This window comes from Lunatibacter salilacus, from assembly GCF_009797935.1.
Classification (GTDB): Bacteria; Bacteroidota; Bacteroidia; order Cytophagales; family Cyclobacteriaceae; genus Lunatibacter; species Lunatibacter salilacus.
The window spans coordinates 51,326-72,857 of sequence record NZ_VOLC01000016.1 but is presented as its reverse complement, the minus strand read 5'-3'; the positions used below and the strand labels follow the sequence as shown (position 1 = coordinate 72,857).

Below are 21,532 nucleotides of genomic sequence, written 5' to 3'. Positions count from 1 at the left end.
CCGCTTTCTTTGCAAAAAAAACTCTTGGAAATAAAAACCTTGATCAAAAAAGTAAAAGAAAACGGGAGTGTTTTTTTACAGGCGGGTAGGGGCCTTCCCATGAAGTGGACTAAGCTTTCTTCCTTCACCGACAGGGAAGCAAAGGAGGGTGTTTGCCTCCTTTTTGATCTGTATCAGCTTCGTTCGATCGCCCCGGCCTTTTCTGATATTTCATTGGATATCATAGATTGGGCAGAAGAACCCATCATATTTCATACCCCAGTTTCACCAATGCTTAAAAGTGGCCCTATTTCAAAAGGAATCATTAAATTTGCACTTATTAAAGAACCATTTTGGAATAAAATGCTGTTTGCAAGTGGTCAAATTCTAGTTTGCCAAGAGGTAAACGAAGGGATCGAAACTTTAATTTTGGAAGAACCATTTCCGTTACAGCAAAAAAATGTAAAGGAGATGTATCTTTCGGCAGATGGGCAGGTGAAAATAATCAAGCCATGAATTTTAAAGAAGCACTGCGAGAAGTAGAGGTTTTTCAGCGGGTTAGTGAGTGTGCTGAAGAATTGGGCTTGGAAACCTACGTGGTAGGTGGATATGTACGGGATCTTATTTTAAAACGTCCCAGCAAGGATATAGACTTTGTGTGTTTGGGGAGCGGTATTGATTTAGCCAGAAGAGTGGCGGCTACCTATGGTGCTCATGTTCCCGTTTCAGTCTTCAAAAATTTTGGTACGGCCATGATCAAGTTGGACGATTGGGAGGTGGAGTTTGTCGGGGCAAGAAAGGAATCATATAGAACTGACTCCCGTAAACCCTACGTGGAAGCTGGCACACTACAGGAAGATCAGGAGCGGAGGGATTTAACTATTAATGCGTTGGCTATAGCGGTCAATCCAGAGAATTTCGGCGAGCTTATAGACCCTTTTGACGGGATGAGGGATATGAAGCGGAAAATTATCCGTACCCCCACTGATCCCAACATTACGTTTTCAGACGATCCACTTAGGATGATGCGGGCAGTACGTTTTGCGGCGCAGCTTAATTACGATATCGAGCCGGATACCTTTGACGGAATTACATCCAATGTCCATCGGTTGTCGATTATATCCGGAGAGCGGATTATTGATGAACTGAATAAAATTATCCAAACAGATAAGCCTTCTTATGGGTTTAAGCTGTTATTTATCAGCGGGCTTCTTCAGGAGTTTTTCCCGGAGATGGTGGACTTGCAGGGTGTAGATTCCGTAGGGGATAAGACGCACAAAGACAACTTCTACCACACACTACAGGTATTGGATAATGTAGCTACGGTTTCGGACAATCTTTGGCTACGCTGGGCGGCAATCATGCACGACATTGCCAAACCAGCCACTAAGCGGTTCAACAAAAAGAGTGGATGGACGTTTCACGGGCATGAGGACAAAGGCGCAAAAATGACACCGACTATTTTCAGGCGTCTGAAGCTACCGATGGATGAGCGGATGAAATATGTTCAGAACCTAGTCAAACTGCATCTAAGGCCAATCGCCTTGGTCAAGGATGAGGTTACCGATTCAGCCTTGCGAAGGGTCTTGTTTGAGGCCGGAAATGACATTGATGATCTAATGAAGCTTTGTCGGGCAGATATTACTTCGAAAAACAACACGAAAGTGAAGCGGTTTTTAGCCAATTTTGATAGGGTAGAAGCCAAGTTGCTGGAAGTGGAAGAAAAAGATCAACTGAGAAATTTCCAGCCTCCTGTTTCAGGAGATGAAATAATGACTATTTTTGGCCTAAAGCCATCGAAAGTAGTGGGAGAACTAAAAGAAGAAATAAAAGAAGCTATCTTAGACGGCAAAATACAAAACAATAAAATTGAGGCTTTGGAGTTATTGTTTCAATTGGCAAAAGTGCGTGGATTACAAAAAACTGAAAATAATCGATAGTAGAAATGAAAAAAAGTATTCTGATTTTATTTGTTAATTTAATGTGGTTAGGTGTTGCAGTGGCACAGGAAACTGCTGAACCCAAACCCGAACTTCCTGACAATCTTCGACAGAGGAATGAAACCGACCAGAGAATCTATGAAATGGCAATGCGCTATAACGACGTGTCGGTGGCAAAAATAAAGCTGTATGATTTGATGGAAAGAAATCCCAGGAACCCTAAGTATGCGGAATTACTATCTTCAATTTATTTTGAAATGGAACAGTATAGCTCATCGGCACTATTGGCAATGGATATGCTGGAAAGAGATTCCAAGAACATTACGGCGTTGGAGATAGCAGCCTACAGTTTGGAGCAAATTGGAGCGTTGGAGCGGGCATTGCCGTATTTCGAATCGCTACACTTACTGACAGGCGATACATTCAGTCTTTATAAAACTTCCTACCTTCAATATTCTTTGAAGAAATATGAGGAAGCACTTAACTCTGTGAATATGCTTATTAAGGATAAAAAGGCAGTGGAACAGACATTAAGCTTTCCAACAGAGGGAAATGAGACACAGGAAGTAGGAATGGTAGCTGCTGCACTCAACCTGAAAGGATTGATATACAAGGACCAAGGCAGTAATAACGAAGCCAAAGTGGCTTTTGAAGAGGCGTTAGCCATGAATCCGGAATTTGAACTGGCAAAAAAGAACGCTGCAGAACTATAACAGTTTTGTAGTATAAATCGCTACAGGCGCCAGATTTCATTCCCGGCAACGAATTTAACTATTCTTTGCCGGGAATTCTTCGTTTAAAATCTTACAAGTCGATCGTTTTTTCACTTCAACATCTATGCCCATCTTTGAGAAATTAAGCCGCAGACTGCTGAATCCTGAACTTAAATTTCAGGCAAGCCGTAGTAGTGGACCCGGTGGGCAAAATGTAAACAAAGTAAATTCCAAGGCAATGTTAAAGTTTGACATTCCGAATTCACATGTTTTGGATGAGGCTGAAAAAGAGGTTTTACTACGCAAACTAGCCAACAAGATCGATCAGGAGGGAAATCTTTCCATTCAATCCCAGGAGAAAAGATCGCTTCTTCAAAATAAGGAAATTGCTGAGGATAAATTTTACGCGCTTCTGCATGAGGCATTTCAAAAAAAGAAGATACGAAAAGCAAGCCGACCCGGAAAGGCTGCCATAGAGAAACGAATCAAAGCCAAAAAAGTAAGGGCACAGGTTAAGGAAAACAGAAAGAAAGACTGGTAGTTCCAACCTAATAAAAAAAGACCACGAAGGACACAAAGAAGGCACAAAGACCACAAAGATTTTTTTGAATCTTAAGTACTCGCTTCGCCTAGGTGTAGTATCCACTACACCTTTTAATCCGAGAATTGCTTGTGAGACGCAATCAATTAAAGGCCATTTGCAATGGCCAACTACTATCCAGTTTTACCAAACCTGACATGCCCCGTCAACCTTTTAAACTCGCCTAGGTGTAGTATCCACTACACCTTTTTATCCTAGAAATGCTTGTGAAACGCAATCGATTTATAGGCCATTTGCAATGGCCAACTGCTATCCGATTTTACCAAACCTGATATGTCACATCCACCTATCAAATCCGCTTGATTATCCTAACTCTTCTCTTCGCCTAGGTGTAGTATCCACTACACCTTTTTATCCGAGATTTGTTTGTTAAACGCAATCGTTTAAAGGCCATTTGCAATGGCCAACTACTATCTGATTTTCACCAAACCTGCTATGCCCCCGACTAGGTGTAGTATCCACTACACCTTTTTATCCTAGAAATGCTTGTGAAACGCAATCAATTAAAGGCCATTTGCAATGGCCAACTACTATTCAATTTTACCTAACCTGACATGTCCCATCCATCTATCAAATCCGCTTGATTATCCTAACTCTTCTCCCCATATGGATGCTTCCAATCCCCCCGATAAGGCCCTTTTTATCCGAGATTTGTTTGTGAAACGCAATCGTTTAAAGGCCATTTGCAATGGCCAACTACTATCTGATTTTCACCAAACCTGCTATGCCCCCGACTAGGTGTAGTATCCACTACACCTTTTTATCCTAGAAATGCTTGTGAAACGCAATCAATTAAAGGCCATTTGCAATGGCCAACTACTATTCAATTTTACCTAACCTGACATGTCCCATCCATCTATCAAATCCGCTTGATTATCCTAACTCTTCTCCCCATATGGATGCTTCCAATCCCCCCGATAAGGCCTTTGGAGCAGTTTAGTCGCCTCCGGATCTCCGACCACAATCCGCTTCTCCGGATCGTATACCAGCGGTCGCCCCAGCTCCATGGAAATATTGGCCAATATGCAACTTGCCGTGGAAATATGCCCTTCCTCAATATCAGCTATTGGCCTTCCACCTTCTTCGATGGCTTTCAAGAAATCCAACATATGTAGCCGGGTGGCGGGGGCGGCATTTAATTCAATGTCCTTTTCCGTAAGGTCCTCCGGATATTTTTCCCGCTCATACACAACCTCCCCGTGAACTTTTTCACCTTCTCCCTGTGGGATAAAATCATAACGCATGGTACTTCCTTTTAAGGTGCCTTTATCCCCATAAAGGACAAATGCCCAAGGATATTCCGGGTCCGCAGGTGTTCCCCAAGACCGGTGCTGCCAAACGCAGTTAAGCTCATTGTATTCAAAGGTGGCAGTTTGGGTATCCGCAATGGTGGACCTTCCCCCTTTTTGTACAAATATACCCCCACTGGCATTAATGCTTTTTGGCCATCCCAAACCCAGCATCCATCGTACGGTGTCAAACATATGCACACACATATCACCGGTGATTCCATTACCATATTCCATCATGGTGCGCCACCATCTTTTGTGAGGCAATCCAGTATAGGGAAGAAGTGGGGCTGGTCCCGTCCATTGTTCATAATCAAAAAAATCAGGTATCGGCTCAACATCAGGATTCCCGTTGGCACGCATATGATAGTAGCAACACATATCCACATGGGATATTTTTCCCAAAAGGCCTGTATCCACAAATTTCCTCTTAGCTTCGATCAGGTGGGGGGTGCTTTTGCGTTGGGTACCGACCTGCACCACTTTATTATATTTGCGTGCGGCAGCCACCATGGCCTCTCCCTCCAGCACATCCACGCTGATGGGCTTTTGGACATATACATGGGAACCCGCTTTTAGGGCGTCAATGGCCTGTAAAGCATGCCAATGGTCAGGGCTTCCGATCACCACAATATCAAGGGAATGTTCTTCCAGTAATTTCCTGTAATCAGTATACAATTGTGGTGTTTTTCCCGATTCCTGTCGTTCAGTTACCAATTTGGCAGCCTCTGCGAGCATATTTTTGTCCGGGTCGCAAAGCGCAACAACTTCAACAGAAGCTACCTGTATCAAACGGAACAAATCACTTTTTCCATACCATCCTGCTCCTATTAGTGCTACCCGGTAAGGTTTAGCCGGCTTCGGAATGTTTATCGCACTTGCCCCAAAAGTGGTAAGTGCAAGTAGTGCGGAGGAACCTTTGATAAAATTTCGGCGGTCAATTGGGAGAGGGGTCATGGAATGGAATAAGGGTTTATCGATTGTGAAAATAAGTCATTTTTACTAAGACGATCAATATTACTGATTTTAATAGAAATAATAAAATTTGTCCTTATTTTAGCCACTCATTTATCTTTCTTAAAGTCTATGCCAGATCAAACCCAAGCTAACCGAAGACACTTTCTGAAAACTGCCGGAATTTTAGGCTCTTCCCTTTTAATTCATCCCCGCTTTGCCTTTGCTGGAACTCCTAAATCCGACAGAAAAGTCCGTGTAGGCGTGGTAGGAGGAAGGTTCGGCACCAGTTTTTATTTTCACGAACACCCCAACTGCATTGTGGAAGCAGTCAGTGACTTGCGGAAAGACAGAAGGGAAAAGCTGATAGAAGTGTATCATTGTTCCAAAAGCTATAATTCGCTTGCTGAGTTGTTGAAAGACCCCAAGGTGGAGGCTGTCTTTGTGGCTACCCCTGCACCGGATCATGCCGCCCATGTTATCGCTTGCTTGGAGGCTGGAAAGCATGTACTATGTGCCGTACCCGCAGCGTTAAGTTTGGAAGAAAGCGAAAGACTTTATCAGGCGGTAAAATCTTCCGGATTGACCTATATGATGGCCGAGACTAGCACCTTTCATCAAGTGGTTATTTCCGCCAGAAAATATTATGAAAAGGGAGATTTCGGTGATATTTTTCGAACTGAAGCAGAGTATCACCACCCAGGTTTGGAAGTATTATACTTTGAAGGAGGCAAACCCACTTGGCGGTTTGGACTGCCGCCAATGTTGTATCCCACCCACTGCACCGCCTACCCCATTTCTGTGACTGGGGAACGCCTTACTAGTGTAAGTTGCCTAGGTTGGGGAGATCAAAGTGAGGCGTTGAAAGGCAATCCCTATAATAACCCCTTTTGGAATGAGACTGCGCTATTCAGAACGGATAAGGGAAATGCCAGTAGGATATCCATCTGCTGGAGGGGTGCGCTGATGGGTACCGAGCGTGGGGAGTGGCATGGAAGCAAAATGAGCTTGTATGGCAAAGACCCCAACGGTTTAGGTGAAATCAAAATCAACGGCTCCGAAGAGCTAGGAAGAGATGATGCCGGATTTTTGTATAAACAGGCGCAAAAAGAAAACTACGATCAGCCCGATTGGTGGAATTCGGACCTACTTCCGGAAGCACTTCGCCACAACAGTGGACATGACGGATCTCATACCTTTATCACCCACGAATTTATAGATGCCATCCTAAGCAATAGAAAACCGATGGTGGATATTCATGAAGCTCTGGCCTATACGGTTCCAGGTATAGTTGCCCATCAGTCAGCACTTAAGGATGGGGAGACGATGGAGATACCGGTTTTTTGACTTATCATTTTTTTAAGACTTGAGATCAATTTCAAGGGTCATTTAAATGTTCTTTTTGAAATTCTAAGGGGCTTGTTTTAGTTATCTTTTTAAATGCCTTGTGAAAACTTGTCATATTATTGAAACCACTTTGAGAGCATATTTGCTTTAAATTCATTTTTTTCTCCAGGATTAGGCTACAAGCATGCCGAACACGAATTTCAGTAAGGTACTCCACAAAGGTTTTACCTGTTTGGGATTTAAAATAACGGCAAAAATAATTTTGGTTCATAGTTAGCAAAGCAGCTACCTCCCGCAATGTAATCGTGTTTTTGAATTTATTCTGAATATATTGAAGAGCCACTTCGATTTTTGGTAATCTGGTAGGGTGATCCTGAGTATTGTGTTTGTCCCCTTTTAATAAATATTGCAAACCGTTAGTTTTTGACAGTAATATTAAAATTTCAAGTAACCCGATGATTTTGCTGCTCTCCGATGAATTTAAGGTATGGTCAAATAGAATTGAAAATACTGGTTCGGATTCGATTGGAAGTTTAATCACGCAATCAGCTAAATTCAATAATTTCTTTATTGCATTATTTTCGGGAAGATTAAGAAATCCCTTTCCCCAAAATTCAGGAGAAAAATGAATTAGGTTCATTTCCTCCTCGACAATATCACTAATATGCCAGCAATGTGAAAGGTTAGGTCCAAGAATAAAAACATTGCCTGCTGTGTAATTGACCTTTAAATTTCCAACCTGAAGCTGTCCCTCTCCCTGGTTTATTTGGACAATTTCGATTTCGGGATGATGATGTAAAATCACATGGGATCCGGATATTATCTCCGTTTGAATGGTAAAAGAGGCGGTGGGGTTACTTTCGAATGGCTTTTGTTGAGTGATGGGTTCGCTTTTTTCATTCATTTGATAGTGACCTAATTCAAATAGTTTTGACATACAACTTTACTTGCTTCAATCCAACGTCCCAGAAAGTTCCATTGGTTCGGTGAATGGGAATCATTTTTAATTGGGGTCTATTTATTTATTAAACATATGAAAAATATGAAAAGGTTAAAATTGCTTAGTTCAAAGTTAAAATCGTTTACAATTCTAGTATGTAATCTAACTAAATTGCACGTCATATAATCTAAATCCAAGAAAAATTACCGCAAATTTCCTAAAACATATATGCGACGCAGAAAAAGTATAAATTCTTTATTCCTATTGTTAAGTTGTTTTTCGGCATATGGGCAGCAGGTTGCTCCGCTTTGGACAGAATTTAAACTTGCCCAAGATGACCAACGGGTAGTTGCTACCTTACCGGATTTTTCCTATGCCGGATATCATTTTTCAGAAATTGACCTTCCTACAACCTATAAACAGAAAGTGTTTGATGTTACCGATTATGGAGCGATCCCAAATGATGATACATTTGATGATGAGGCAATTCAGAGGACTATTGATGCAGCACAATCGGATGATGATGGAGGAGTAGTTTTTTTTCCACCTGGCAAATACCTGATTGCACCGGACGAGAATAAAGATAAGTTTTTTTTGATTACGAAAAGCAATATTATTCTTAAAGGTAGTGGAAGTGGAGAAAATGGGACTGAAATCTTTCAGGAAAATATGCGGGTGGGTAGTAGGCAATTTAGGTTTCAGCCCCCAAATTTGGAGAGCAAAAAGTTAACAAAAATAACTGAAGACAGCCAAAGAGGAAGTTTTTGGGTAAGGGTTGAAAATACTTCCACACTGAAGGAGGGTCAGGACGTAGTATTGATGCATAAAAGTGAAGCTTTTACCAGACAGTATTTCGGGACAAAGGCACTCTCCAGTGCATGGACAAGACTATTTGGCCCAAATGGGGGAATGCAAATTAAGGAAATCCATACGATAGAAAGAATTGAAAATAATAGTGTAAAATTTAAAAACCCACTACACATAGCTATTTCGATGGTGGAAGACTATGATTTTGAACTATTTAGTTTTACAAGTATAGAAGAATGTGGAGTCGACGATATTTTGTTTACAGGTAATTGGGCAACCTATCCGGAGGAATTTTATCACCATAAAGATGCCATCCATGACCAAGGTTGGGTTGCGATAAACTTCGAAAATGTAAAAAATTCATGGATAAGAAATTGTGCGTTCAAAGATTGGAATGAAGTGATCAATATAAGAAATGGGTATCAAATCACTGTAAAGGATTTAAATATATATGGCAAAAAGGGGCACACTTCTATACATGCCAGATCCGGATATGGGGTTTTAATCAAGAATTGCGATTTTAATGGAGCTCATCACCATGGACCGGGTACAGGATATGGTGGAGTCGCAACCGTGGTAACCCAATGTAGGATGGGCGAAGATCAAATTATAGACAGTCATTCGGGGCAACCCTATGCTACTTTATTTGATGATATTCACGGTGGCGTATTTTATAACTTGGGCGGTCCCCTGCCTGGTCTTCCCCATCATGGAAAGCACCTCGTTTTCTGGAATTTTATGTATTTGTCAGAAAAGGACTTTCATTATGATTTTTGGTCCCTGGAAAGAAGACGGAATTATACCATTGCGGATCCGATTTTTGTAGGTTTTAGGGCAAACAGAGAAATCACATTTGAAAATGTTGGGATTGATCAGTTACGGGGTGAGGAAGTTTTTCCCAAATCCCTTTTTGAGGCTCAGCTTGATTTGAGATTGAATAAACCTTTTTGATTCTATGCTCGTGGATGTATTGATAGTATCTAGAAATATATTTGTTCTAATTTTTGCTTTCCTCATCGGACATTTAAATGTATTCGCAGGAAATAACGACAATTTCGAAAACACCTATACTGTAGAGAGTCCCAGTGGGAATCTGAACCTAAATTTGATGGTCATCCAGGAAACTTTACAATTGGAGGTAAGACTTGGAGAAACGGTCGATTTAAAACCATCTCCCCTTATCATGAAGATAGATGGTTCTGTGATTAATAACGATGTTTCCCTGGGAGATATAGAGAGATTCACTTTAAATGCAATTTTTATCAGCAGGGGTATTCAATCAACTGGGACAAACCAATATAACGGTGCTTTAATTGAAATCAAAAGCATTAACAAATCCTATAGCTACACCCTAGAAGCTAGGGTATTTGATGACGGCATAGCATTTAGATTTAAAATTCCGGGAGAGGGATTAAGAAATCCTGAGGAGTCTACCACATTTCAATTTACTACTGGAAGTAAAGTTTGGTATCACGATCTATATTGGCATTATGAAGGCATTTATGAAGAAAAGCTGATCCAAGACATTGGAAAAGGGGAGTGGGCAGCTCCACCTTTAACATTAAAATTACCCGACGATGCCGGATATGTTTCCCTATCTGAATCGGGTCTTAGAAATTATGCGGGACTTTCTTTCCAAGCTGACGGGAATGGAGGCCTGGTTAGTAGGCTTGGTCACGAGGCCCCCTTAGGATATCCATTTGCACATGATTATACCATTGAGGATGCTAGCAGACTCACAATTCCCGCTAAATTAGAAGGGCAAATTACCACACCATGGAGAACATACGTATGGAAAATGCGCTTGCAAGAAGCGGAGACACCTTTCCCGTTCACATGTTGCCGGGAGGAGGATATGTTGTACAGTTTACCAAAAGATAGTTTTACCAAAATATTTAAATAAACAATAAACCCATAATTATGATCCATTCGAAATTTAATTTAATCCTATTAGGTATGATATGCGGATTGTTAAGTTGTTCTAGCGCTGCTGACGAAAGAATATTTAACAGTCCCGACGGTTTGGTTGTTTTTGAACTGGATGATGAATCGGACACGCTAAATTTTTCTGTGTCCTTTGATGGAAACCTCGTCGTGGAGAATTCTCCTATGGTGATGACAATAGATGACAGGGAAATTACGAGTGACCTAAAGATAGTTGATATCGAAAAGGCATCCTTCCAAGAAAATTATGATCGGCATGGATCCCATCTTAAAGCTGATAATCATTATAACGAGGTCACACTCCACCTCAAAAACATCGCTGATAATCAGGAGGTAGATTTTGATTTAGTTTTGAGGCTTTTTGACAATGCCGCTGCATTTCAGTTAATTATTCCAGGAGATGAAGGGACTGAGCAAGTTCCTGACGAGATGACATCATTTACTATCCCGGAAGGAAGTACGGTTTGGCACCATGATTTGCGAATGCATTATGAAAGTGTGCACAAAGTGGAAAATATTTCACAAATCAACCCGGGTGACTGGATGGCTCCGCCAGTGACCTATAAATTGCCGGGAAATGGAGGATTTGCTGCAATTACTGAAGCATGTTTGAAGAATTATAGCGGTATGGCTTTCCAGATGGATAATAATCGCAAGTTTAAGATTCGATTGGCCCACCATCAACCAACCTCTTATCCTTATGAGTTGAGATATTCGGAAGAAGATGTGGAAAGGCTTTCAAAACCTGCCCGTGTGAGTGGCACAATTACAACTCCCTGGCGGGTTATATTGGTTGGCAAGGATCTAAATAGTATGGTAAATAATGATGTAGTTCATCATCTTAATCCAGCTCCTGATAAAGATCTTTTTCCAGATGGTATCAATACTTCTTGGATTAAGCCTGGTAGGGCCGTTTGGAAATACTTAGATGGTGGTGGTGATGGTTCCTTAGAAACCATGAAGAAATTCACCGACCAAGCAGCAGAGTTGGGCTTTGAGCATAATATTTTGGAGGGTTTTTGGAGAAATTGGTCAGAGGAAGAGATCAGAGATCTTGTTTCGTATGGAAATGAAAGAGGAGTGGGGACTTGGTTGTGGAAACATTCCAATACGATTCAAAACAAGGAGGATAGGATGGCATTTTTTAGACACTGCAGTGAGTTAGGAATTGCCGGTGTAAAACTTGATTTTTTTGATCATGAGGCCAAAGACGTTATTGATCTTTATCAAAATATTTTAAGGGAAACTGCGGAATTGAAATTGTTGGTAAATTTTCACGGTGCAAATAAACCTACGGGAGAGTCCCGAACATGGCCCAATGAACTGACTAGGGAAGCGATAAGAGGCATGGAGGCTAGAAAAATTGATGATAAGGCTACTCACAACACCACGGTTCCATTTACCAGATTTTTAGCTGGACATGCGGAATATACTCCTATGCATTTTGGGGAACGCAGGGAAAATACTACATGGGCACACCAGATAGCCAGTGGAGCCATTATGAATACTCCCCTGCTTACCTATGCAGCCAATCCGGAAAGGATGCTTGAAAACCCCGCGGTAGAAATGATAAAAAGTATTCCTTCTGTTTGGGACGAAACCATAGTGCTTCCTCCGTCGGAAATTGGAGAAATGGCAGTCTTTGCAAGACGATCTGGCAATACATGGTTTTTGGCTGTAATGAGTGGAACTACCGCCAAAAGCATTGAAGTACCTTTGTCATTCCTGAAAGGAAAAGAATATACTAGTTTGATAGTAAAGGATGATCCGGAAGATGATGGGTCAGTTTCCGTAGAAAATGGGACACTGGAAGGAGGACAAGAGACACTCCGAATTGATTTAAACGATGGAGGGGGATTTATAGCGAAATTTTCAGAATAATGTAAATGCGTAACCTTTTCAATCCCATGCCATAATTGGAAAAACCCCTTATGAAGGGGTTTTTCCATTTTCAAATGTAAGAAATGTATTGATTAAAATATTTTAGAAAGATTCTTGAAACGATTTTTTCGAATAGTGAGAACCACTTAGAATTTATTTTCGGATCAAAATAAATTTAATTCGGGTTTTTAGAGTAATAACCTTCATATTTTATTTTACCACCAGAATTGTTTCGGAAGACTTTTTGACTTATATGAGGGGATTAAAATGGAAATTCAGAGCTTGCCGAAAAGTGGAAAATTTCATATGCTACTATTTTTTCTACCGCCAAGATTCTTTATTTGGCAAGTTTCCGGGAATACTTTCTTTAGTCCGATTTTTGAAACATCAATTCATTATTTGTTCATTCATTAGATTTTGATCTGTACATCAACCTACCCTTAATTGATTAAATATGTTGGATGTAAAAATCTTTCAATCAAGTAAAATATATGGAGATTATTCTTTTAGCATAATTCATTTTTAGTATATTATTTCAAAAAAAATCCCGTGAACATTTTTTACCCCCTATTTGAACATTTTTTACCTAATTAAATTTTGAATCATTACGTAAAATTGTGAATTCCTTCAGATGAAATTTACACTACGTTTTGGTGATACAGATTTTATAATGGGGGCATTAAAGTTTCATTAACATAAATCCAAAAATTATGAGAAAAAGCTTACGTACTTCACTTAGGAAGTTTTCAGGTAACCTAATTCCACTTATTGTGGTGTTTTTTGCTTCTGCGTCTATTGTGCTTGGGCAACAAATAAGTGGCGTGGTTACAGATGAAAATGAGATTACATTGCCGGGAGTCACCATATTGGAAAAAGGCACTTCCAATGGAACCGTGACAGACGTTGATGGTAAATTTACCATTCAAGTAGGTGATGGGGCTGTTTTGGTTTACAGTTTCATCGGTTATAAAACCACTGAAATAGTTGTCGGAAACAGAAATGAAATCAACCTTTCTTTGTTGCCTGATGTAGGTCAATTAGAAGAAGTGATTGTCACGGGTTATAGAACTCAGGCAAGAGGCATGGTGACAGGATCGGTAGCATCAGTCAATGCGGCGGATTTTCAAGATGTTCCCACTGATAACCTTTCTAATGCCTTAGCGGGAAGATTGGCAGGGACTACGATTACGCAAAATGCCGGTACGCCCGGTCGGGAATCGAATGTTCGAATTAGATCCCAAGGGACATTCAACAATACCGCTCCGCTATATGTCATTGATGGAATGATCAATGACAAATTTGCATTTGATGGCCTTCATCCTAGTGAAGTGGAAAGTGTCACAATCCTGAAGGACGGCGCATCAGCAGCCATATATGGATCTAGGGCAGCAAACGGTGTTATATTGGTAACCACAAAAAGAGGAAAGGAAGGCAAACCGAGACTGAATTACAATGGAACTGTTGGTGTCCAAACACCCACCCGACTACCACGGAGCCTTAATGCGTATGAGCATGCTTCAGGAATTAATAATGCATACGATTATATCAATACTCCACCGAATAATGTCAATTACTATACTCAGGATGAGTTAGATTATTTTAGAAACAATTCTTGGGACTGGGTGGATGAAATGTGGCAAAATCCGGTGACTACACAACATGCGTTGAACATTAGTGGCGGTACAGACAGGGTTAATTATTTTTTGGGAGGTGCATATACCCATAGCACTGGATCCTTCGATAACTTGGATTTCACCAAGCTTAATTTAAGGGCCAACGTTGATGTGAAGGTTACCGATAACCTTTCACTGACGATGGATATAAATACAGATAATAGGCAAACCAATGGCCCAAGTTGGGGTGGCAATGATTGGGGACATGAGGATTTATATAAGGCATTGGTTTTGAGACCTAATATGGTGCCTCCATACATTGATGGACAGCCTGTAGGAAACTGGGTCGAATGGCATCCAGGGGCCGTAATAGACCAGATGGCGGGGTATGACAATAGAGCTTGGAGAGCATTTGAGACCAGGGTTGGCTTGAAATACGACGTACCTTTCGTAGAAGGACTAACCGCAAAAGTAACCTATAATATTTACAGGAGAGATGAACAACGGAAGCAATTTAATCTTCCCTATGATATGACATTATTCAATTTATTGGGAGAACACAAACATATTGTAGGTAATGAACCAGTTGGTATTAGACCGAGAGCAGCCCAAGATTTTCTGTTGCGGAGAAATGACCAAAGGAGCCGTTATCAGTTGAATGGACAGATTAATTATCAGAAATCCTTTGGAAATCATACTATTGACGGATTGTTCGTTTACGAGCAAGCTGAAACTGATCATGAGTGGTTTCAGGGACGACGGGATAATTTTATCTCTCCCACCATGGATCAGTTTATAGGTGGAAGTGCCGCCCCAGAGCATTCCCAGGTAAATGGAAGTCAACTTCAGACAGCTAGAGTTTCCTATGTGGGATTAATGGGTTACAATTATGATGACAGATACATGCTTGAAGGTTCTTTCAGGTATGACGGATCGGTGGTTTTTGCGCCGGAAAACAGATGGGGCTTTTTCCCTTCAGTATCCGGTGGTTGGAGACTATCCAATGAAGACTTCTTCGACAGCAACTTTTTTGACAATATCATGATAAGAGGGTCATACGGAATTTTGGGAAATGACCAAGTGGGTACCTTCCAATGGCTTCAGTCCTACAATATTAATAATGGAGCCATATTCAATACAGCTTCTCAGGGTCTTACGCCCGGTCGTCTAGTAAATAGGGACATTACTTGGGAAAAATCAAAGTCCTACAATCTGGGCCTAAACACAACTTTCTTGAATAACAGCTTAAATTTGGTTGTGGATGTTTTTCACAGGAATACCATTGATATTTTAGGATCAAGGCAAACCGCAATACCTAGCACCTTTGGTGCTATTATGCCAGATGAAAATTATCAGCAAATTGATTCTAAAGGATTTGAGGTGGAATTGGGCTATAATAGAAGTTATGGTAGTGGCGACAATCAATTCACCTATCGGATTAGGGGAAATTTCGGTTACGCCACAAATAAAATCATTCAATTAGACGAGGCTGAAAACCTCCGGCCTCATCAATCTCGGATTGGAAGACCAGTAGGTGGACATTTTGGATATGTCGCTACGGGGATTTTAAAAACTCAAGCTGATTTGGATGCGCTTCCGGAAGGATACAATATCTTGGGCATTAACCCCATGTTGGGAATGTTGAATTACCAGGATAATAGGGGCCCGGTTTCTGAGGAGGCAGATGGCCGAGTGACCGGGGATGACCGGGAGTGGTTGTCCAGATACAGTGCTCCGCCCATGAATTTTGGATTGTCTTTTGGAGCATCCTATCGCTCCTTTAGCTTCGAAGCGCTTTTTCAGGGAGTTGCCGGTCATCAAGTTATGATGCATACCAATGGAAGGGATTTTCAAAGAAGGGCAGAGGAGTCTTCTTACGCATATTGGGCTGATAGTTGGACGATTGATAATCCCGACGGATCATATCCTGGCTATAGGGGAACTCATTACCGGACCCGGTTTGACGAGTCTTCTTTTTGGTTACGGGATGGCTCATTTCTTAGACTCAAAAACGTGAATATTTCTTATGGTTTACCGAAGCCACTTCTTAATTCTGTAGGAGTGGACAATATTCGCATATTCTTTTCTGGTACCAATCTCTTTTTGCTCCATGATTCTATTGGAGATTGGGGATTTGATCCTGAGGTAAACAATATCCGGTCCTACCCAAATATGAAGACCTATTCCGTAGGTTTGAATATCATCATATAATCGGCTGAAAAAATTTAAATCAAAAATCAAATGAAAAAAATACATTTAATATTGATAGCAGCTATAGGTATTATGATGACCAATTGTCATGATATCCTCGACTTGGAAGATTTAAGTGCTGTGAATGAAACCGATGTTTGGAGTGACCCATTATTGGCAGAGGCTTATATTAATAGAGTTTACTCAGATAATCTTCCTGGTTGGTCTGCAGGGGAGTCAAACATTTCCGATGAATCGAATGGAGGAGGAGGACACATGTATGGTCAATTGACCGAAAACTCTGTTAACTACTGGCCCTACGCCCAGATTAGGAACATCAATATCCTTTTAACTAATATTGATGAAGGTAGTTTAAATGAAAACCTGAAAAACAGATTGAAAGGAGAAGCCTACTTCTTTAGGGCTTGGAGGTATTTTGAAATGGTAAATAGGTATGGAGGCATTCCTCTGATTCTTTTCCCACAGGAACTGGAAGATAATTTATTAGTGGAGCGAAATCTTACCTCCGAATCTATGAGTCAGATTATCTCCGATATTGATCAAGCCATCAATTTATTGCCGGAAATTTCTTCAGGATCCGGTGCAAATGATGGGCATGTGCATAAAGGTACCGCTATGGCGGTAAAAGGAAGGTTTTTGTTGTACTACGCAAGTCCACAGTTCAATCCGGAAAATGACAATGGTCGTTGGCAAGCCGCTTACAACGCTAATAAGGAAGCCAAAGAATATCTGAGTGAAAGAGGATTTGGGTTGCATGATAATTTTGAAAATCTTTGGTTTGATGAGATGAACCGGGAAGCCATTTTTGTTCAGCGCTATGAATTTCCGCTAAATGTGCATCAATGGGCAGCAGCTACAAGGCCCTTGGATGAATCTCAAAATGCTACTGGAGGAAATTGGCCTACTTGGGAGATGGTAAAATCATTTCCTATGGTGGATGGAACGCCCATAGAGAATCATCCTGATTATGATGAAATGTTTTTCTGGCAAAATCGGGATCCCCGCTTTCAGGCTACCATCGCCTATAATGGTGCACTTTGGGAACTAAGTGGTAAAACAGGCAGGAGACAGTGGACATATGCAGGTGGAGAAGCAAATAACCCTACCCAAACCGGATTTTATACGAGGAAAGCGATAAATGAAGCAGATGACCCATTTGCAGCTCATCAGGGGACAACCATGTGGATAGAACTACGGTTTGCTGAATTGATGCTAAATCTTGCAGAATGTGCCAATGCAGTCGGATTAGGGGAAGAGGCCTATGCGGAATTGGTTGCCATTAGGGCAAGGGCTGGCATAGAACCAGGAAGTAATTCCCTTTTTGGACTTAGCCCCTCAATGAACCGGGAAGAAATGCACGATGCAATTCTTCAAGAAAGAAAAATTGAATTGGCTTTTGAGTCAAAGAGACATTGGGATTTGAGAAGAAATAAGCTTTTTGAGAGCGAGTTGAATGGGACAAGACGACATGGACTGAGAATAGATCTGAAAGATGGAATTACACGCGAAGATGTGGAAAACGCCAATTTGGAGGAGGACTATGATCAGTATTTCACCCATGAAGAGATCTTGGTAGATTTCCAGTTCGACATCAATTGGCGGCCGGAGTATTACTTCTATGCCATTCCATTAAGCCACCTACAGCTTAATAGCAATTTGGAACAAACTGCAGGATGGCCTGGTGGAACGTTTGATCCGTTACGTTAATTCCGAAATAATCATCTGGACCTTGATGTAAAAAGCGTCCAGATGATTATTTAACATATTTAATCATACCGAATTACCAAATCCCAAACGATGCTAAAGCACTTGAATATATTAATAATCTTTATTTTTTTTATTTCCTCCAGTTTACTAAAAGCGCAAGATATCCAATGGGAAGAGATTGCCCCTGGAGTATGGAAGACAACGGTTGGCCAACCTGATGAATATGATTTATTAAAGGCTTCAGATGTTCCTCCAAAATGGGATGCGCTGAAAAAACGAAAGGGAGGTGATTTCCCCTTTGACATTTCTGAATTTAAGGCCGAAGTAAGCGGAGACAACACACATTTAAGGTTACCCCTTGAGGTAGAAGAGCAGATTTTCGGGTTTGGCCTTAACTTTAAAACTGTTCACCAAAGGGGCCAAATATTACAGTTGCATGTGGATCATTATGGTGGTAGGGATAATGGTAGAACCCATGCGCCTGTGCCCTTGTATATTTCATCGCTAGGCTATGGCGTATTCGTGAATTCAGCCAGATATATTGATGTCTACGCAGGAACTGCGGCGCGCAAAGACAGCGATCAGGCACCGGAGGCCAGAGATAGAAATACAGATAGAAATTGGACCTCCAGGCCATATTCTGACGCGGTTGAAATGCTGGTTCAATCAAAAGGCGTTGAGGTGTATGTTTTCGCGGGTCCAACGCCTTTGGAGGCCATGAGTAGATATAATTTGTTCACGGGCGGTGGGCCGCTGCCTCCCAGGTGGGGTTTGGGCTTTACCCAACGAGTTCATAAATTATTTACTGCGGACCAGGTAATTGAAGAAGCTAAAACTTTCGAGGAAAAGGGTTTTCCACTTGATTTCATAGGTCTGGAACCGGGTTGGCAAAGCAAATCCTATCCCAATACCTTCGTATGGGACGAAGAAAGATTTCCTGAACCAGAAGCCTTCTTGAATGAATTAAAAGATATAGGGGTAAGGGTAAATCTTTGGGTAAATCCCTTTGTTTCTCCAGAATCTCCTGTATATAAAAAAATTCTACCCTATACCGGTACGCACACGGTATGGGCTGGAATTGTTCCTGACTTTACTATTAAAGAAACCCAGGATATTTTCTGGGATCATTTTGAGAAAGAACATGTGGGCATTGGAGTAAGTGGATATAAAATAGATGAAGTAGACGGCTATGACCGATACTTGTGGCCGGACGTTGCCAAATTCCCATCTGGAATAAGTGCGGAACAGATGCGGCAAACGTATGGTCTGCTGGTCCAAAAACAAAGTGCTGAAATTTTCCGAAAAAACAATCAGCGAACTTATGGCTTGGTGAGGGCTTCAAACGGTGGAGGCACCTCGTTTCCTTATGTGATTTATAATGACTATTACAATCACGAAGATTTTATTACCGCATTGATTAATAGCAGCTATAGCGGGGTTCTTTGGACTCCTGAAGCTAGGGCATCCAAGACTGCGGAGGAGTGGCTGAGAAGAATGCAATCTGTAGTGTTTTCTCCAATGGCAATGATTAATGCGTGGTCAAGTGGGACCAAACCATGGTCTTATCCAGAGGTAGAAAAGGAAGTTAAGGATATGGCACTTCTTAGAATGCAGATGATGCCTTATTGGTACAGTGAGTTTGCGAAATATCATTTTCATGGTATCCCTCCAATCCGGGGAATGGATCTTGAGGATGGATTTTCAATGAATTTCGAAGAAAAAGTACTTTCGGACGATGATGTGGATTTGGAAGTTAACCCCTATGCTGAAGCAGTTAGAAAAGAGATAAAAGACCAATATATGACGGGAGAGTATTTACTGGTTGCACCAATGTTTACTGGGCAAACCACAAGAAAGGTCATCCTTCCAAAGGGAAAGTGGTATGATTTCTACACAGGGGATTTTGCTGGGGAATCAGAAATAATAACCGTAACTCCAGGACTGGATAAAATACCCGTTTATGTAAAGAATGGAGCCATTATTCCATTTACAGACCCCATATTACATGCGCCCAAAAAGGGAGAAAAAATAAATATTGAGTTTAGGTTCTACGGTGATAAAAACGGGAAATATCATCTGTATGATGATGATGGAGAGACGTTCGACTATGAAAATGGAGATTTTTCGTGGCGAGAGGTTCAAGTAGTGAAACAAAATAATGGAAAGTTTAAGGGTAGCCTATCACCTGCTGAAAAAGGGAAACCGGATAATCTCGGAAAGATTACCTGGAAATTCATGACCTCGCAATAATTTCATAACAAAATAAAGAATGTATTGAATGATTTAAAAAGTCGATTCCAATGTTCCCTAGCAGATTGAATAACTCCTTGCATTCTATTGATGTAATGGATGTTCCAATTGTAAGAAATTGTAACTTTCCCTACTCTAATACCGCAGTCGAATTGATCCATATTCATAATGTTGGGGGACGTCAGATTATAGGAAACAGAATAGGTAATTTCCGAAAGGGTAAAATGGTATTAATAGGCCCTGGGTTATCCCATTTTTGGAAATTTGATGACATTCCCCCAAAAGAGAAAAGCTCTAAATACAAGCCAAAGATTACGGTTTTGCATTTCAAAGAGGATTTTTGGGGGAATGATTTCTTAAATTTGCCTGAAAACAAGGCTATCAAGTCCGTTTTATTGCATTCTCGGAGAGGTATTGAAATAACAGGTACTACAAGACGAAAAATCGGGCAGTCAATGCAATTGATTAATAATTCTGTGGGTACAAAAAGGATTGTTATTCTCTTAGAAATCTTAACGCTAATATCTTGTTCTAAGGAAATTAATATGTTGTCAACATTAGGCGTTTTTAAAAATTTTAACTTAACTGATCGAAGAATTCAGCTGATTTATTCTTTTATTCGGGAGAATTTCAAAAGAAAAATTGAACTTGGGGAAATAGCGGATGTGGCCAACCTATGTCCTAATTACTTCTGTCGATTTTTTAAGTCCAATACAGGAATCACCTATACAGAAATGGTGAATGACATCAGAGTGAATCATGCTTGTCATCTGTTAATTAAGAACCAAACCAATATTCAGATGGTGGCGTTAGAATCCGGATTCAATAATTTTGCTTCATTTTTCAAATCCTTCAAAAGAATTATTGGAATAAGCCCATTAAAATATCAACAGCTCTATTTTGATTAGTGGAGAGAAGCATCGTACCCCCAGTTAAGCATACCATTGAAGGAATAAATCATTTCAATTTGAAGTAAAAGAATTATTGACTAAATTCATAATGTGATAAAACCCAAAATTTCCGATTATATTTTGATGTCCATTCTGATTTGGATGATAGCTAGTTGGGATCAGGAGGCATGTTCCCAATTAAGAACATTCAAATTCACCGATTTAACTGTCGAAGACGGATTATCCCAAGGTAGCGTGTTTTCAATTTTCCAAGACCATAAAGGATTAATTTGGATCGGTACACGGGACGGGTTAAACAAATACGACACGAGAAATTTTACAATATACAGGACAGAACCTGGGGATTCTCTTTCACTGTCTGACAACTATGTAATTTCATTATTTGAAGATAGCAAGAAAAATTTTTGGGTAGGGACCTACACAGGTTTAAATCTGTTTGACCCAA

The 21,532-nt window shown here is 40.7% G+C and carries 14 protein-coding genes and 1 pseudogene; 13 read left to right on the top strand and 2 right to left on the bottom strand.

Features of this window, described 5'->3' with window-relative positions:
* Positions 1–9 precede the first annotated feature (9 nt).
* The 4 genes from FQ608_RS19745 to arfB all read left to right on the top strand — a co-directional run bounded on the left by FQ608_RS19745 (position 10) and on the right by arfB (position 3,173).
* Positions 10–495 (top strand): hypothetical protein, encoded by a 486-nt coding sequence (locus FQ608_RS19745; RefSeq protein ID WP_158860220.1) that lies wholly within the window; start codon positions 10–12, stop codon positions 493–495.
* The gene (locus FQ608_RS19740; RefSeq protein WP_158860219.1) at positions 492–1,919 is read left to right on the top strand and encodes a CCA tRNA nucleotidyltransferase; all 1,428 of its coding nucleotides are present in this window, start codon (positions 492–494) and stop codon (positions 1,917–1,919) included. Before FQ608_RS19745 ends, FQ608_RS19740 begins: the two co-directional genes overlap by 4 nt.
* A gap of 5 nt (positions 1,920–1,924) precedes the next feature.
* Complete coding sequence (locus tag FQ608_RS19735; RefSeq protein WP_199856421.1) at positions 1,925–2,632, top strand: tetratricopeptide repeat protein; 708 nt, start codon at positions 1,925–1,927, stop codon at positions 2,630–2,632.
* A 124-nt stretch (positions 2,633–2,756) separates the two neighbouring features.
* Complete coding sequence (gene arfB, locus FQ608_RS19730; RefSeq protein ID WP_158860218.1) at positions 2,757–3,173, top strand: alternative ribosome rescue aminoacyl-tRNA hydrolase ArfB; 417 nt, start codon at positions 2,757–2,759, stop codon at positions 3,171–3,173.
* 938 nt (positions 3,174–4,111) lie between these two features.
* On the opposite strand, the gene FQ608_RS19725 is transcribed toward arfB, so the two are convergent.
* Positions 4,112–5,479, bottom strand: coding sequence for a Gfo/Idh/MocA family oxidoreductase (locus FQ608_RS19725; RefSeq protein ID WP_158860217.1), 1,368 nt, complete (start codon positions 5,477–5,479; stop codon positions 4,112–4,114).
* A 129-nt stretch (positions 5,480–5,608) separates the two neighbouring features.
* On the opposite strand from FQ608_RS19725, the gene FQ608_RS19720 reads away from it, so the two are divergent.
* Entirely contained in the window at positions 5,609–6,823 is a 1,215-nt protein-coding gene (locus FQ608_RS19720) for a Gfo/Idh/MocA family protein (RefSeq protein WP_158860216.1), read from the top strand.
* Positions 6,824–6,854: 31 nt separating this feature from the next.
* Here the strand turns inward: FQ608_RS19720 and FQ608_RS19715 are convergent, their stop codons facing one another.
* Positions 6,855–7,727 (bottom strand): AraC family transcriptional regulator, encoded by an 873-nt coding sequence (locus FQ608_RS19715; protein WP_394351675.1) that lies wholly within the window; start codon positions 7,725–7,727, stop codon positions 6,855–6,857.
* Between the two features lie 264 nt (positions 7,728–7,991).
* Here FQ608_RS19715 and FQ608_RS19710 point away from each other — a divergent pair, with 264 nt between their 5' ends.
* From FQ608_RS19710 to FQ608_RS28110, 8 genes and pseudogenes are all read left to right on the top strand, one after another.
* Entirely contained in the window at positions 7,992–9,521 is a 1,530-nt protein-coding gene (locus FQ608_RS19710) for a DUF4955 domain-containing protein (protein WP_158860214.1), read from the top strand.
* Positions 9,522–9,525: 4 nt separating this feature from the next.
* Positions 9,526–10,473 (top strand): glycoside hydrolase family 97 N-terminal domain-containing protein, encoded by a 948-nt coding sequence (locus tag FQ608_RS19705; RefSeq protein ID WP_158860213.1) that lies wholly within the window; start codon positions 9,526–9,528, stop codon positions 10,471–10,473.
* Between the two features lie 17 nt (positions 10,474–10,490).
* Complete coding sequence (locus tag FQ608_RS19700; protein WP_158860212.1) at positions 10,491–12,395, top strand: glycoside hydrolase family 97 protein; 1,905 nt, start codon at positions 10,491–10,493, stop codon at positions 12,393–12,395.
* Positions 12,396–13,105: 710 nt separating this feature from the next.
* Positions 13,106–16,219, top strand: a complete 3,114-nt coding sequence (locus tag FQ608_RS19695) for a SusC/RagA family TonB-linked outer membrane protein (RefSeq protein WP_158860211.1) — start codon at positions 13,106–13,108, stop codon at positions 16,217–16,219.
* A 30-nt stretch (positions 16,220–16,249) separates the two neighbouring features.
* Positions 16,250–17,926 carry a RagB/SusD family nutrient uptake outer membrane protein gene (locus FQ608_RS19690; protein ID WP_158860210.1) on the top strand — a complete coding sequence of 559 codons (1,677 nt, stop codon included), beginning with the start codon at positions 16,250–16,252 and terminating at the stop codon, positions 17,924–17,926.
* A 90-nt stretch (positions 17,927–18,016) separates the two neighbouring features.
* Positions 18,017–20,176, top strand: a complete 2,160-nt coding sequence (locus FQ608_RS19685) for a glycoside hydrolase family 31 protein (RefSeq protein ID WP_158860209.1) — start codon at positions 18,017–18,019, stop codon at positions 20,174–20,176.
* 77 nt (positions 20,177–20,253) lie between these two features.
* Entirely contained in the window at positions 20,254–21,084 is an 831-nt protein-coding gene (locus FQ608_RS19680; RefSeq protein WP_158860208.1) for an AraC family transcriptional regulator, read from the top strand.
* A 126-nt stretch (positions 21,085–21,210) separates the two neighbouring features.
* Positions 21,211–21,501 (top strand): annotated as a pseudogene (locus FQ608_RS28110) (ligand-binding sensor domain-containing protein); the annotation flags it as partial.
* Between the last annotated feature and the right edge of the window lie 31 nt (positions 21,502–21,532).

What these genes read in the sequence shown, in the direction of transcription:
- FQ608_RS19740 (WP_158860219.1), top strand. Translation starts at nt 492, where the DNA reads ATGAATTTTAAAGAAGCACTGCGAGAAGTAGAGGTTTTTCAGCGGGTT.
- FQ608_RS19735 (WP_199856421.1), top strand. Translation starts at nt 1,925, where the DNA reads ATGAAAAAAAGTATTCTGATTTTATTTGTTAATTTAATGTGGTTAGGT.
- arfB (WP_158860218.1), top strand. Translation starts at nt 2,757, where the DNA reads ATGCCCATCTTTGAGAAATTAAGCCGCAGACTGCTGAATCCTGAACTT.
- FQ608_RS19725 (WP_158860217.1), bottom strand. Translation starts at nt 5,479, where the DNA reads ATGACCCCTCTCCCAATTGACCGCCGAAATTTTATCAAAGGTTCCTCC.
- FQ608_RS19720 (WP_158860216.1), top strand. Translation starts at nt 5,609, where the DNA reads ATGCCAGATCAAACCCAAGCTAACCGAAGACACTTTCTGAAAACTGCC.
- FQ608_RS19715 (WP_394351675.1), bottom strand. Translation starts at nt 7,727, where the DNA reads ATGAATGAAAAAAGCGAACCCATCACTCAACAAAAGCCATTCGAAAGT.
- FQ608_RS19710 (WP_158860214.1), top strand. Translation starts at nt 7,992, where the DNA reads ATGCGACGCAGAAAAAGTATAAATTCTTTATTCCTATTGTTAAGTTGT.
- FQ608_RS19705 (WP_158860213.1), top strand. Translation starts at nt 9,526, where the DNA reads ATGCTCGTGGATGTATTGATAGTATCTAGAAATATATTTGTTCTAATT.
- FQ608_RS19700 (WP_158860212.1), top strand. Translation starts at nt 10,491, where the DNA reads ATGATCCATTCGAAATTTAATTTAATCCTATTAGGTATGATATGCGGA.
- FQ608_RS19695 (WP_158860211.1), top strand. Translation starts at nt 13,106, where the DNA reads ATGAGAAAAAGCTTACGTACTTCACTTAGGAAGTTTTCAGGTAACCTA.
- FQ608_RS19690 (WP_158860210.1), top strand. Translation starts at nt 16,250, where the DNA reads ATGAAAAAAATACATTTAATATTGATAGCAGCTATAGGTATTATGATG.
- FQ608_RS19685 (WP_158860209.1), top strand. Translation starts at nt 18,017, where the DNA reads ATGCTAAAGCACTTGAATATATTAATAATCTTTATTTTTTTTATTTCC.